The 13,593-nt window shown below is 72.4% G+C and carries 10 protein-coding genes and 1 tRNA gene; 2 read left to right on the top strand and 9 right to left on the bottom strand.

The window, feature by feature from the left end; translation table 11 throughout:
- From QMC84_RS04900 to QMC84_RS04925, 6 genes are all read right to left on the bottom strand, one after another.
- Entirely contained in the window at positions 1 to 660 is a 660-nt protein-coding gene (locus QMC84_RS04900) for a hypothetical protein (RefSeq protein ID WP_300372389.1), read from the bottom strand.
- Positions 657 to 4,262: a transcription-repair coupling factor gene (mfd, locus tag QMC84_RS04905; protein ID WP_300372391.1), complete on the bottom strand. Its 3,606-nt coding sequence runs from the start codon at positions 4,260 to 4,262 to the stop codon at positions 657 to 659. The genes QMC84_RS04900 and mfd overlap by 4 nt, the downstream gene beginning before the upstream one ends.
- Before the next feature lie 201 nt (positions 4,263 to 4,463).
- A complete protein-coding gene (locus tag QMC84_RS04910) occupies positions 4,464 to 4,856 on the bottom strand; it encodes a VOC family protein (RefSeq protein WP_300372393.1) in 393 nt (130 codons plus the stop codon).
- A 54-nt stretch (positions 4,857 to 4,910) separates the two neighbouring features.
- Positions 4,911 to 5,690: a 3'(2'),5'-bisphosphate nucleotidase CysQ gene (locus QMC84_RS04915; RefSeq protein ID WP_300372395.1), complete on the bottom strand. Its 780-nt coding sequence runs from the start codon at positions 5,688 to 5,690 to the stop codon at positions 4,911 to 4,913.
- Positions 5,691 to 5,707: 17 nt separating this feature from the next.
- Positions 5,708 to 6,307, bottom strand: coding sequence for an aminoacyl-tRNA hydrolase (gene pth / locus QMC84_RS04920; RefSeq protein ID WP_300372397.1), 600 nt, complete (start codon positions 6,305 to 6,307; stop codon positions 5,708 to 5,710).
- Positions 6,308 to 6,357: 50 nt separating this feature from the next.
- On the bottom strand, positions 6,358 to 7,029 hold the full coding sequence (locus tag QMC84_RS04925; protein WP_300372399.1) for a 50S ribosomal protein L25/general stress protein Ctc: 672 nt from the start codon (positions 7,027 to 7,029) through the stop codon (positions 6,358 to 6,360).
- Positions 7,030 to 7,261: 232 nt separating this feature from the next.
- On the opposite strand from QMC84_RS04925, the gene pepN reads away from it, so the two are divergent.
- Positions 7,262 to 9,685 carry an aminopeptidase N gene (pepN, locus tag QMC84_RS04930; protein WP_300372401.1) on the top strand — a complete coding sequence of 808 codons (2,424 nt, stop codon included), beginning with the start codon at positions 7,262 to 7,264 and terminating at the stop codon, positions 9,683 to 9,685.
- A 37-nt stretch (positions 9,686 to 9,722) separates the two neighbouring features.
- Here pepN and QMC84_RS04935 read toward each other — a convergent pair whose 3' ends face one another.
- The 3 genes from QMC84_RS04935 to QMC84_RS04945 all read right to left on the bottom strand — a co-directional run bounded on the left by QMC84_RS04935 (position 9,723) and on the right by QMC84_RS04945 (position 12,300).
- Positions 9,723 to 10,685: a ribose-phosphate diphosphokinase gene (locus QMC84_RS04935; protein ID WP_300372403.1), complete on the bottom strand. Its 963-nt coding sequence runs from the start codon at positions 10,683 to 10,685 to the stop codon at positions 9,723 to 9,725.
- Between the two features lie 44 nt (positions 10,686 to 10,729).
- Complete coding sequence (glmU, locus tag QMC84_RS04940) at positions 10,730 to 12,220, bottom strand: bifunctional UDP-N-acetylglucosamine diphosphorylase/glucosamine-1-phosphate N-acetyltransferase GlmU (protein ID WP_300372405.1); 1,491 nt, start codon at positions 12,218 to 12,220, stop codon at positions 10,730 to 10,732.
- Between the two features lies 1 nt (position 12,221).
- Positions 12,222 to 12,300 (bottom strand) — tRNA-Gln (locus tag QMC84_RS04945).
- A 171-nt stretch (positions 12,301 to 12,471) separates the two neighbouring features.
- On the opposite strand from QMC84_RS04945, the gene QMC84_RS04950 reads away from it, so the two are divergent.
- On the top strand, positions 12,472 to 13,587 hold the full coding sequence (locus QMC84_RS04950) for an ATP-dependent DNA ligase (protein WP_300372407.1): 1,116 nt from the start codon (positions 12,472 to 12,474) through the stop codon (positions 13,585 to 13,587).
- The last annotated feature ends 6 nt before the right edge of the window (positions 13,588 to 13,593 follow it).

Consider the following 13,593-nt stretch of genomic DNA (forward strand, 5'->3'; position numbering starts at 1 on the left):
TCAGCCGCAGCGCTGGGTATCCGGCAGGGCCGCGGCGTAGTCGGTGTCCGGCTGGTCGGCGTTCGCCTTGGTCGAGGTGTCGGAGAGCCCGTAGGAGAGGCTGGTGTCGGCCGGTGCCGTGACGCCCTTCTCGATCGAGACGCCGAAGCGCGGGTCGAGGTCGATGTCCTGCTCGTCGAGCCAGGTGAGGAACGCCTGCTCGCCCGCCTTGGTGGCGGCGTTGCCGCTGTCGCCCTGCTGCTCGCCCACCGACTTCTCGACCGCCTGGACGTAGATCGGCACGCCCTGGACGTCGATCAGCGCCTGGACCTGGTCGTCGGGCAGCGAGCCGAGCTGCTCGCGGGCCTGGGCGACGGCCTGGTCGTAGTCATCGGCCGCGCTCACGCCCTGCTCGGCGGCGAACTGGTCGACGGCGACCCGCAGCGCCAGCGCGCCGGCGACCTGGCCGCGCAGGTAGTGCTGCGGCAGGACCTGGCCCTCCTGGAGCTGGGCCTCGGCGGCGCGGCAGTACGCCGCGGTGACGTCATCGACGCGGTTCATCGTCACCGTGTCGTCCCCCACGCGGGCCGCGACGCCGGGGTTGAAGCCGGGGACCGTGCCGCAGCCGGTGAGCAGGAAGATCGAGGCCGACGCCAGGGCGATCAGGCGGGTGCGGGTCACTTGCTCTCCTGAGGTGCGTTCGCGGGATCGATGCCGTCCGGATCGATGACAGCGTCGATCACTTGCCGTGCCCATTCAAGCAGGGCGATCCCCGTGATCGGACGCCCCCCGACCACCGCGGTCTGCGGGCGCGGCACCAGGATCGTGCTGACCGGCGCCTTGACGATCGACTTGGGGTAGAGCCGGTTGAGGCGGACGACGCGCGACTCGGGCAGGTCGACGGGCGCGAACCGGACGTTGCGGCCCGCGATCGTGACCTCGCCGACGCCGGCGCGGCGGGCCCGCGCCCGGAACCGAGCGACGATCAGCAGCGAGGCGACCTCCTGCGGTGGCTCGCCGTACCGGTCGAGGAGCTCTTCGTTGACCAGGTCGACGTCCTCGTCGGAGCGGACCTCGGCCAGCCGCTTGTACATCTCCAGGCGGAGGCGCTCGCTGGGGATGTAGTCGTGCGGCAGGTGGGCGTCGACCGGCAGCTCGATGCGCACCTCGTTGAGCTCGGCCTCGGCCTCGCCCTTGAACTCGTTCACGGCCTCCCCCACGAGCCGGACGTAGAGGTCGAAGCCGACGTCGGCGATATGCCCGGACTGCTCGCCGCCGAGCAGGTTGCCCGCGCCGCGGATCTCGAGGTCCTTCATGGCGATCGCCATCCCGCCGCCGAGGTCGGAGTGCTGCGCGAGGGTCGCGAGCCGCTCGTGGGCGGTCTCGGTGAGCGGCTTCTCAGGTGGGTAGAGGAAGTAGGCGTAGGCCCGCTCCCGGCTGCGCCCGACGCGGCCGCGGAGCTGGTGCAGCTGGGAGAGGCCGAGGGTGTCGGCCCGCTCGATGATCATCGTGTTCGCGTTGGAGACGTCCAGGCCGGACTCGACGATCGTGGTGCAGACGAGCACGTCGAACCGCTTCTCCCAGAAGTCCAGCATCACCTGCTCGAGCTGGTGCTCCCCCATCTGGCCGTGCGCCGTGGCGACCCGCGCCTCGGGCACCAGCTCCTTGATCCGCGCCGCGGCCTTCTCGATCGAGCTCACCCGGTTGTGGATGTAGAAGACCTGGCCCTCGCGGAGCAGCTCGCGGCGTACGGCGGCCACGATCTGCCGGTCCTCGTAGGCGCCGACGTAGGTCAGCACCGGGTGCCGCTCCTCGGGCGGCGTCGTGATCGTCGACATCTCCCGGATGCCGGTGATCGCCATCTCCAGGGTGCGCGGGATCGGGGTGGCCGACATCGACAGCACGTCGACCGACGTGCGCAGCCGCTTCATCTGCTCCTTGTGCTCGACCCCGAACCGCTGCTCCTCGTCGACGACGATCAGGCCGAGGTCCTTGAAGCGGATGTCCGGGTTGAGCAGCCGGTGCGTGCCGACCACGATGTCGACCGACCCGTCGGCCATCGCGGCGATCACCTCGCGCGCCTCCGCGTCGGTCTGGAACCGGGACAGCGCCTTGAGGATCACGGGGAAGCCGCTCATCCGCTCGGCGAACGTGCTGAGGTGCTGGGTGACCAGCAGGGTGGTCGGCACCAGCACCGCCACCTGCTTGCCGTCCTGGACCGCCTTGAACGCGGCGCGGACCGCGATCTCGGTCTTGCCGTAGCCGACGTCTCCGCAGACCAGGCGGTCCATCGGGACGGTGCGCATCATGTCGCCCTTGACCTCGTCGACGGTGCTCAGCTGGTCGGGCGTCTCCTGGAACGGGAAGGCGTCCTCGAGCTCGCGCTGCCAGGGCGAGTCCGGCCCGAACGCGTAGCCCTTGGTCGCCTGCCGGGCGGCGTAGAGCTTGATCAGCTCGGCGGCGATCTCACGGACCGCCTTGCGGGCACGGTTCTTGCGCTTGGTCCAGTCGCCGCCGCCGAGCCGGTCGAGCGAGGGCTGTTCGCCACCGACGTAGCGGGTCACCTGGTCGAGGGCGTCCGCCGGGACATAGAGCCGGTCCGGCGGACCGCCGCGCTTGCTGGCGCCGTACTCGAGCACGAGGTACTCGCGCACCGCTCCCCCGACCTCGCGCTGCTTCATCTCCACGAAGCGGCCGACGCCGTGCTGCTCGTGGACGACGTAGTCGCCGGCGCCCAGCTCGAGCGGGTCGATCTGCCGCTTGCGGCGGGCCGGCATCCTGCGCATGTCCCGCGTCGACGCCTTCTGGCCGGAGAGGTCCTCCCCGGTGAGCAGCACCAGCCGGTTGGCCTCGTCGACGAACCCGTGGTCGATCGCGCCGCAGGTGATCGTCACGACGTCCCGGGTCAGGTCGGCGGCCTCCTGGAGGTCCTCCACGACCCGCGCCGCGACGTCGTGCTCGGCGAGCACCTCGCGCATCCGCTCGGCCGGCCCGTGCCCGGCGTGCAGGACGACGACGCGGTAGCCGTCCTGGCGCCAGCGCTCGATGTCGCCGATGGCGCGGTCGATCTCGCCGCGATAGGCGTCGACGGGCCGGACCGGCAGGGTGCGGCTCGGGACGGCGCCCGCGATGACGTCGGCGTCGACCGCGAGCCCACCCTCGACCTCGATGCCGAACGGGCTGACCGTCCACCAGGGCTTGTGCTGCTGGAGGCTGTGCTCGCGCACGTCGGCGATGGTGCGGTACGACGCGGCGCCCAGGTCGATCGGCGCGGTGCCGCCGCCGGCGGCCGCCGCCCAGCTCGCGCCCAGGAACTCCTCGCTCGTCGCGACCAGGTCGTGCGCGCGGCTGCGCGCCCGCTCCGGGTCGAGCACGAGCACGTGGGTGTTCTCGGGCATCAGGTCGACGAGCAGCTCCATCTCGTCGACGAGCACCGGCGCCAGGGACTCCATGCCCTCGACGGCGATGCCGGCCGCGATCTTGTCGGTCAGCTCGAGCAGCTGGGGGTGCTCGCGGCCGAGCTCGGCCGCCCGGGCGCGCACCTCGTCGGTGAGCAGCAGCTCGCGGCACGGCGGCGCCCACAGCCGGTCGGCCTTCTCCAGCGTGCGCTGGTCGGCGACCGAGAACGACCGGATCTCCTCGACGTCGTCGCCCCAGAGCTCCACCCGCAGCGGGTGCTCCTCGGTCGGCGGGAACACGTCGACGATGCCGCCGCGGACGGCGAACTCGCCGCGCTTCTCGACCAGGTCGACGCGCGAGTACGCCGCGGCCGAGAGCCGGCGTACGACGTCGTCGAGAGGGGCGGTGTCACCCGGCGCCAGCTCGACGGGCTCGAGGTCGCCGAGGCCCTTCACCTGGGGCTGGAGCACCGAGCGCACCGGCGCCACGACGACGTCCAGCGGCCCGTTGGGCGTGCCGGTCGTCGAGTCCGTCGACTCCCCCGGGTGGCGCAGGCGGCGCAGCACCGCGAGCCGGCGACCCACCGTGTCGCTGCGCGGGCTCAGTCGCTCGTGCGGCAGCGTCTCCCAGCTCGGGTAGTAGGCGACCCGCGCCGGGTCGAGCAGGTCGCCGAGCGCCTCCACGAGGTCCTCGGCCTCGCGCGCCGTCGCGGTCACCGCGAGCACGGAGCGGCCCGCACGGACCAGGCCGGCGACCACGAACGGGCGCAGCGCCTCGGGACCGGTCAGGTCCAGAGCGGGCACCCCGCCCCCGTGCGCGTCGGCCATCGCGTCGGTGAGGATCGGGTCGGCGATGACAGCATCGGCGAGGCCGGAGAGGTGCACGGGGGGCCTTTCGCAACGGGTGGGGACGGTACGGGGACAGCACGAGAGCCCCCGGTCAACCAGCTGACAGGGGGTGGGCCCCGATTCTACGGCGCCCCTCCGACTGCGATCGCTCCCGCCCGCACGCCGACGCACCTGACGTATCTGCCCCGGATCGGGCGGATCGACGACAGATGGGTCAGGTGCGCGGGGGCGTCCTGGTCAGGTCGCGAGCTCGGCCTCGGAGCGCAGCATGCAGAACTCGTTGCCCTCGGGGTCGGCGAGGACGGCCCAACCGGTGCCGGGTCCGTACTTGCCACGCAGGTCGGCGACGAGGGTGGCGCCGTGCGCAAGCACGGTCTCGACCTCCTCGTCGCGGGTCGCGGCGCGCGGTCGCAGGTCGAGGTGCAGGCGGTTCTTGACCACCTTGTCGTCGGGGACCTCGATGAACAGCAGCCGGTGGCCGGTCTCGGGGTCGTGGATCAGGCACTCCTCGTGCCCCGGCAGGTTCGGGTCGCCGTCGAGGTCGACGTACCCGAGCACGGGCTTCCACCACTCCGAGAGCTCGTAGGCGTTGCGGCAGTCGATCGTGGTGTGCGCGACGAAGGCGGTCATGCCCTCACTCTCACGCCACCCGGCGGCCGGGCTCAACCGGATTGTCGGGCCGGCTCACTCGTAGCCGTGCTCCTTGACGAACGCGACGATCCGCTCGGCGAGCTCGGGGCGGCACACGATCAGGTCCGGGAGGTAGACGTCCTCCTGGTTGTAGAGCAGCGGGGTCCCGTCGATGCGCGAGGTGAACAGGCCGGCGGCGCGGGCGACGGCGACGGGGGCGGCGGAGTCCCACTCGTACTGGCCACCGGCGTGCACGTACGCGTCGGTGAGGTCGCGCGCCACCGAGATCACCTTCACCCCCGCCGAGCCCATCGCGACCAGCTCGGCGCCGAGGTCCTCGGCGAGCGCGTGCACGAACGCCGGCGGCCGGCTGCGCGAGACCGCGATCCGCGGCCGCGGCGCGGAGCTCGGGTGTACGACGGGGGGCGCACCGGTGTGGAACGTCTCCCCGAGCGCCGGCTGGGCCACCGCGCCGGCCACCAGGTCGCCGCTGGCCCACAGGGCGACGTGCACGGCCCAGTCGTCGCGCGGGACCTCGGAGAACTCGCGGGTGCCGTCGAGGGGGTCGACGATCCACACCCGGTCGCTCGACAGGCGGACCTTGTCGTCCTTGCCCTCCTCGGACAGCACCGCGTCACCGGGGCGGTGCTCGGCGAGCAGCGCCATCAGCAGCTCGTGGGCCGCGCGGTCCCCGGCGTCCTTGAGCTCGCGCCCCTCCAGGCCTTCCTGCCGGACCTCGAGGAGCCGTTCGCCGGCGACGGTGGCCAGCCAGGCGGCGAGCGCGTGGTCGTCGGTGGTGGCGGCGTCGGGCGGCGTACCGGGGTCGAAGCTCATGCGGGGAACCCTATCGATCAGGAGTTGAAGCGCTGCTGGGTGCGCTCGAGGCCCTCGGTGACCAGCGACTCCACGGCGTCTGCGGCCCGGTCCACCTGGAACGGCAGGATCTTGCGCTCGGCCGTGGAGTAGTTGGACAGCACGAAGTCGGCCGGGTCCTGGCGGCCCGGGGGGCGGCCGATGCCGACCCGCACCCGGTAGAAGTCGCCGGTGCCGAGGGAGCCGCGCATCGAGCGCAGCCCGTTGTGGCCGTTGTCGCCGCCACCGAGCTTGACCCGCATCGTGTCGAACGCGATGTCGAGCTCGTCGTGGACGGCGACGATCCGCTCCGGCGGGACCTTGTAGAAACCCGCGAGCTGCTTGACCGGGCCGCCGGTCTCGTTCATGTAGCACCGGGCCCGCATCAGCACGACCCGCGGCCCTTCCTGCCCGGGCAGGCCGAGGCGGCCCTCGACCACGTCCGCCCGGCCGGACTTGTGGGCGCGGAACGGCGCGCCGAGCCGCGAGGCGAGCTCGTCGGCGACGAGGTAGCCCACGTTGTGACGGTGCCCGGCGTAGGTCGGGCCGGGATTGCCCAGCCCGACCACCAGCCACACGGGTGCAGCGGAGTCGGCCACGCGATCCCGGCCCTTCCTACGAACCGACCTTCGGAACAGGTGACGGAGGGTCACTCCTCGGTCGCGGCCTCGGTGCTCTCGGTCTCCTCGGCGCCGACCTCGTCGACGTCCTTGTCCGTCTCGTCGCGCTCGATGCCGGCCTCGGCCTCGGCCTCGCCCAGCTCGGCCTCGAGGGCCTCGGCGGACTGCTGCTGGGTGACGTTGACGATCAGGGTCTCCGGGTCGAGCAGCAGTGTACTGCCCGAGGGGAGGGTGAGGTCGGAGGCGTGGATCTGGGTGCCGGCCTCGGCGCCCTCGATGTTCACCTTGATGTGCTCGGGGATGTGCGTGGCCTCGGCCTCGAGCTGGATCGTCGAGGTCTCGGTGACGACCAGGGTCTCGCGGGCGGCGTCGCCGACCAGGTGCACCGGCACCTCGACGGTGACCTTCTCACCGCGCTTCACCGCGACGAAGTCGATGTGCTCGAGGTGTCGCTTGATCGGGTCGATCTGGACCTGCTTGGTCAGCGCCAGCTGGGTCTTGCCGTCGATCTCGAGGTCGAGCAGGGCGTTCGCGCCGCCGTGCTTGAGGGCCATCATCGTCTCGTGGCCCGGCAGGGTCAGGTGGATCGGGTCGTTCCCGTGGCCGTACACGACGGCCGGGACCTTGTCGGCGCGACGGATCCGGCGGGCGGCGCCCTTGCCGAACTCGGTGCGGACCTCGGCCTTGATCTTCTCGGACATGGTGAGCTCTCTCCTCGGTGGCGCTGGCGGTGCTGCCGGCTGGGTCGTGCTGCTTCGTGGTCTCGGGGCCTCGGCACGGCGCTCGGTGTCGGCGCAGATCGTGCAGGCGCATCCGGAGGGATCCACCAGCCCTGTCGATCACGGAACGCCCGTCCGGGTGCTCCCTCGCCGAGGCAACCCGAGAAGTCTAGCGGCGGTGGCCCCCCAGAGCGAAAACCGTAAGGTCGATCCCGTGGCCCTCACCCTCCGCGAGGCGCGCGAGCGCGCCGCCGCCGTCAGCGACGTCTCCTACGCGATCGCGCTCGACCTGACCGATCCCGGGTCGGGGACCTTCGGCTGCCGCACCAGCATCCGGTTCACCGCGTCGGGCCCCGAGACCTTCCTCGAGCTGGCCACGGCCAGCGACCTCCACGTCACGGTGGACGGCGCACCGACGGAGCCGGCGTACGACGGCCGCCGGCTGTGGCTCTCCGGCCTCGGCGGCCCGCACGAGGTGGTGGTGGCGGCCCGGCTCCCCTACGTCACCGACGGCGACGGCATGCACCGGACGGTGGACCCGGCGGACGGCGAGACCTACGTCGGCGCCTACCTCGGCATGGACATCGCCCAGAAGGTCTTCTGCTGCTTCGACCAGAACGACCTCAAGGCGCCGATCGCGCTGAGCGTGCGCGCCGACCCGGCCTGGACCGTGCTCGCCAACGGCCGCACGCTGAGTCCTCCACCCGGGGCCGATGCCGACGGTTCCTGGGCATTCGCCCCGACGCCGCCCGTCCCGCCGGCGCTGTTCGTGGTCGCCGCCGGGCCCTGGGTCTCCCGCCGCTGGGAGCACGCCGGCCTGCCGTTCGGATGGCACGCCCGCGCCTCGCTCGCGGACGAGCTCGACCGCGACCTGTCAGAGCTGCGCGCGATCACCGAGGGCTGCTTCGACCACTACGCGGAGATCTTCGAGGAGCCCTACCCGTTCGACTCCTTCGACCAGGTCTTCGTCCCCGGCCTCAACTGGGGCGCCCAGGAGATGCCCGGGTGCGTGACCTACCGCGACGAGTACCTGCCCCGGGGCGCGGTGCCGGAGGACCTGCGGCTGTTCCGGGCCGCGGTGATCGCGCACGAGATGTCGCACATGTGGTTCGGCGACCTGGTGACGATGACCTGGTGGGAGGACACCTGGCTCCAGGAGTCCTTCGCGGACTACATGGGCTACCGGGTGGCCGCCGACGGCGCCGGCTTCGACGGCGCCCTGCTCGGCCACGAGGCGGTGCGCAAGCCGGCGGCGTACGACGCCGACCGGCGCCGCTCGACCCACCCCGTGGCTCCGGACGCGGAGGACGTGCCGGACGTCGACGCCGCCGCGACGATCTTCGACTCGATCTCCTACGCCAAGGGCAACTCCGTGCTGCGCCAGCTGGTCACCTGGCTGGGCGACGAGACGTTCCTGCGCGGGGTGAACACCTACCTGACCCGGCACCGGTTCACGAACGCCACCCTCGACGACTTCGTGACCGCCCTCGACGAGGCCTCCGACCGCGACGTGCGGGACTGGGTGCGGCTGTGGCTGCGCAGCACCGGGTTCGACACGCTGCGCGTCGAGCACGTCGGCCCCGACGGCGCGGTCCCCGCCGTGCGCCGCCTCGGCGTCCGGCCGCACCGGATCCGGGTCACGGCGTACGACGACTCCTGGACCGAGGTCGGCAGCGAGCTCGTGGACGTCGGCGACGAGCCGGTGCTGCTGCCGAGGTTCGCGGGCCGGGTCGTGGTGCCGAACAGCCACGGCGAGACGTTCGCGCGGATCGTGCTCGACCGCCGGTCCCGGGACAAGCTGACGAGCGGCCTGTGCCGGATCGACGACGACCTGGTCCGGGCGGTGCTGTGGACGATGCTCTTCGACGAGGTCCAGGCGCGGGCCGTGCCCGCGTCCGAGTTCGTCGACCTGGTCCAGCAGCACCTGGCCGGGGAGCGCAGCGCGGTGCTGGTCAGCGCCGTGCTGTCCCGCACCCTGGATCGGGTGCTGCCGCTGCGCACCCCGGCGGACGCGGCCGCTGCCGCCCACGACGCCCTCGCCAGCGCGTGCGAGACCGGGCTGCTGCACGCACGGACGCCCGCCCTGGCGCTGGCCTTCGCGTCCGGGTTCGCGGCGACCTCCCGCGAGGCCGCGACGCTGCGCGGCTGGCTCGAGGCCGGTGCGGTCGGCGACCTGCCGGTCCCGCCCACCCTGCGGTGGCGGGCGGTGCGCCGGCTGGCCGAGACCGGTGCGGTCGACGCCGCGTTCGTCGAGGAGCAGCGCCGGCGCGAGCCCGGCCTGGAGGCGGAGCACGGCGCGGCCGCGGCGCTCGCGGCCCGGCCCACCGTCGAGGCGAAGGACGAGGCGTGGGCCGCGGCCGCCGACCCAGGCGTGGACAACCGTCGGTTCGGGGCGCTCCTCACCGGGCTCTGGTCGACCGAGCAGGCCGGCCTGCTGGCGCCGTACGTCGACCGCTACCTGCGCGAGGCGCCCAGCTGGGCCCGCCGCGGCCAGGCCTTCGCGCAGGTGGTCGGCCGGCACCGTCCGGCCCTGGCCCTGGACGCGGTCCAGGTCAGCGCCCTGGATCGGGCGCTCGCCGGTGACCTGCCGACCGTGCTGCGCCGGCAGTGGGCGGACTGGCGCGACGACCTCGGGTAGCGGTCGGGGCCTGGACTCAGCCTGGAGACGCCGCCGGCTACTCGAACATCGAGGTCACGGAGCCGTCCTCGAAGACCTCGCGGATCGCACGTGAGACCAGCGGTGCGATCGAGAGCGTGGTGAGCTTGTCGAACTCGCACCCGGGCGCGAGCGGCAGCGTGTTCGTGACCACGACCTCGACGGCCGGGCAGTTCTTGAGGCGGTCGACGGCGGGGTCGGAGAGGATCGCGTGGGTGGCGGCGATGATCACGCCCGCGGCGCCGTCGGCCATCAGCGCCTCGGCCGCCTTCACGATGGTGCCGCCGGTGTCGATCATGTCGTCGACCAGCACGCACATCCGCCCCCGCACGTCACCGACGACCCGGTTGGCGACGACCTCGTTGGGCCGGTCGGTGCGCCGACTCTTGTGGATGAACACCAGCGGCGCACCACCGAGACGAGCGGACCAGCGCTCGGCGACCTTGATCCGGCCGGCGTCCGGCGAGACCACCGCGAGCGGCAGGTGGCCGTACTTGTCACGGACGTGGTCGGCGAGGATCGGCAGCGCCATCAGGTGGTCGACCGGGCCGTCGAAGAAGCCCTGGATCTGGTCAGCGTGCAGGTCGACGGTGATCAGCCGGTTGGCGCCGGCGGTCTTGAACAGGTCGGCCATCAGCCGCGCCGAGATCGGCTCGCGGCCCCGGTGCTTCTTGTCCTGGCGGGCGTAGCCGTAGAACGGCATCACCACGGTGATCCGCTTCGCCGAGGCGCGCTTGAGCGCGTCGACCATGATCAGGTGCTCCATGATCCACTCGTTGATCGGAGCGGTGTGGCTCTGGAGCACGAACGCGTCGCAGCCGCGCACGGACTCCTCGTAGCGCACGTAGATCTCGGAGTTCGCGAACTCGTACGCCGACTGGGGCACCAGCGGGGTGCCCAGCAGGGTCGCGACCTCCTCCGCGAGGACGGGGTGGGCCCGGCCGCTGAAGACCATGAGGTTCTTCTCGGTGGTCCTCTTCATTCCGGTCACGGTGTGCTGCTCCTCGGTCGCCGGAGGGGGGATGGTCAGGATTCTGCCACGTCCTGGTCACCGTCCCGACCCGCGTCCAGGGCTCCCCCCGCGGCTTGCTCCGCTGCCTGCTGGGCGGCCTGCGCCTGCGCGGTCCCGGCCCGCTTGGCCGCGGTCCAGCCCTCGATGTTGCGCTGGGGGCCGCTCGACACGGCGAGGGCGCCCGGCGGGACGTCATGGCGTACGACGGTGCCGGCGCCGGTGGCCGCGCCGTCGCCGATCTCGATGGGCGCGACGAAGGTGTTGTTGGAGGCGGTGCGGGCGTGCCGGCCGACCTTGGTGCGGTGCTTCGCGACCCCGTCGTAGTTCGCGAAGATCGTGCCGGCACCGATGTTGGTGCCCTCGCCGATCTCCGCATCGCCGACGTAGGACAGGTGCGGCACCTTCGCGCCGTCGCCGATCGTGGCGTTCTTGGTCTCGACGAACGCCCCGATCTTGCCGCCCGCGCCCAGGTTGGTGCCCGGGCGCAGGTAGGAGAACGGGCCCACGGTGGCCTCGCCGCCGATCACCGCCAGCTCGCCGTGGGTGCGCACCACCCGGGCGCCCGCCCCGACCTCGCAGTCCTTGAGCGTGGTGTCCGGGCCGATCACGGCGTCCTCGCCGACGACGGTGGCGCCCAGCAGCTGGGTGCCCGGGAGGATGGTGACGTCCGGGCCGAGCGTGACGTCCGCGTCGATCCAGGTGGTCGCCGGGTCCATCACGGTGACGCCCTCGTGCATCCACCGGGTCACGATCCGCCGGTTCAGCTCCGCGCCCATCCGGGCGAGCTGGGCGCGGTCGTTGACCCCCTCGGTCTGCCGGACGTCGTCGATGGTGTGAGCCCCGACCGTGAGGCCGTCCTCGCGGGCGATGCCGATCAGGTCGGTGAGGTAGTACTCGCCCTTGGCGTTGTCGTTGCCGATCCGGGGCAGGGCGCCGAGCAGGAACTCCGCGTCGAAGGCCAGGATCCCCGAGTTGATCTCGCACACCTCGCGCTGCGCAGGGGTCGCGTCCTTCTCCTCGACGATCGCCTCGACGTCGCCCTCGTCGTTGCGCAGCACCCGGCCGTAGCCGAACGGGTTGTCCACCACGCCGCTCAGCACGCTCACGGCCCGCTGCGCGGCCTCGTGCTCGGCCGCGAACGCCCGCAGCGAGCGGCCCTCCAGCAGCGGGGTGTCGCCGTACGCCACCACCACGGTGCCGGTCGCCTCGCCGATCGCCGCCATCGCGACCCGGACCGCGTGCCCGGTGCCGAGCTGCTCCTCCTGGACCGCCAGCACCACGTCGGGGTCGAGCGAGCGGATGTGCTCGGAGACCTGCTCGCGCTGGTGGCCCACCACCGCGACGATCCGGTCCGGCTCCATCGCCCGCGCCGCCGTCAGCACGTGGCCGATCATGGTGCGACCCGCGATCGGGTGCAGCACCTTCATCGTCTTGGACTTCATGCGGGTGCCACCGCCGGCGGCCAGCACGATGACCGTCAACCCTGTCGGCTGTTCTGCGCTCACGCTCCCCGGGTAGGAGTCGAACCTACGTCGCTAATCCTGATTCAAAGTCAGGCGGGCCCTGCCGGCAGACCAACCGGGGATAGATCCCCCAGGCTAGGGCAGGCCGCCCGGCTCGGGGGCTCGAGGCTCCCTGAGACCACCGCAGCCAACGCGCCGACCGCAACCACACCGTCTGCCGACCCACCCCGAGGGCGATCCGCGGCCTGCGCGGCGACGAAGTCGACGCGCGAGACGCGGGCTAGCCTCGGGGCATGCAGCTGCCGGTGATGCCGCCCGTCCAGCCGATGCTCGCGAAGTCGGTCAAGGGGATCCCCGACCCCGCCAAGCACGGCGGGCTGAGCTTCGAGCCCAAGTGGGACGGCTTCCGGTGCATCGTGTTCAAGGACGGCGACGAGGTCGAGCTGGCCAGCCGCAACACCAAGCCGCTGACCCGCTACTTCCCCGAGATGGTCGCCGCGATGCGCGAGCAGCTCCCTGACCGCTGCGTGCTGGACGGCGAGCTCTTCGTCGCGCTCCCCAACGACGAAGGGGGCGAGCGGCTCGAGTTCGAGGTGCTCCAGGAGCGGATTCACCCGGCGCAGTCCCGGATCGAGACGCTGGCCGGGAGGACGCCCGCGTCGTACGTCGCGTTCGACCTGCTCGCCCTCGACGACGAGTCGTACGCCGAGCGGCCGTTCGCGGAGCGCCGGGCGGCGCTCGAGCGGGCCCTGGGCGACCTCGGCGGCCCCTGCTTCCTCACCCGCACCACCACCGACCCGGCCGAGGCCGAGGAGTGGTTCCACCAGTTCGAGGGCGCCGGCCTGGACGGCGTGGTCGCCAAGCCGCTGGGGGCGGCGTACCAGCAGAACGCCCGCACCATGCTCAAGATCAAGCACGAGCGCACCGCCGACGTGGTGGTCGCCGGCTACCGCGAGCACAAGACCAGCACCCCGGAGCGGCCGCTGCTCGGCAGCCTGCTGCTGGGGCTGTACGGCGACGGCGAGCTGCAGCACGTCGGCGTGAGTGCCAGCTTCACCGCCGCCCGCCGCGCCGAGCTGATCGAGGAGCTCCAACCGCTCGTGGTCCCGATCGAGGACCACCCCTGGGGTCGCTGGCAGGAGTTCCTCACCGCGCCCCGCCAATCAAGCGGGGCCGACCGGGTGCCCGGCACCCAGAGCCGGTGGAGCCAGGGCAAGGACCTCTCGTTCACGCCGCTGCGCCCCGAGCGGGTCCTGGAGGTCGCCTACGACCACATGGAGGGCCGGCGGTTCCGCCACACCGCCCAGTTCCGCCGGTGGCGGCCCGACCGCGACCCGGAGTCGTGCGGGTACGACCAACTGGAGGAGCCGGTCGGCTACGACCTCGCTAGGATCTTGACCGTCGACTGATCCGAC

Source organism: Nocardioides sp. (assembly GCF_030019515.1).
Classification (GTDB): domain Bacteria; phylum Actinomycetota; class Actinomycetes; order Propionibacteriales; family Nocardioidaceae; genus Nocardioides.

What these genes read in the sequence shown, in the direction of transcription:
- QMC84_RS04925 (WP_300372399.1), bottom strand. Translation starts at nt 7,029, where the DNA reads ATGTCCGAGAAGATCAAGGCCGAGGTCCGCACCGAGTTCGGCAAGGGC.
- QMC84_RS04915 (WP_300372395.1), bottom strand. Translation starts at nt 5,690, where the DNA reads ATGAGCTTCGACCCCGGTACGCCGCCCGACGCCGCCACCACCGACGAC.
- QMC84_RS04935 (WP_300372403.1), bottom strand. Translation starts at nt 10,685, where the DNA reads ATGAAGAGGACCACCGAGAAGAACCTCATGGTCTTCAGCGGCCGGGCC.
- QMC84_RS04950 (WP_300372407.1), top strand. Translation starts at nt 12,472, where the DNA reads ATGCAGCTGCCGGTGATGCCGCCCGTCCAGCCGATGCTCGCGAAGTCG.
- QMC84_RS04910 (WP_300372393.1), bottom strand. Translation starts at nt 4,856, where the DNA reads ATGACCGCCTTCGTCGCGCACACCACGATCGACTGCCGCAACGCCTAC.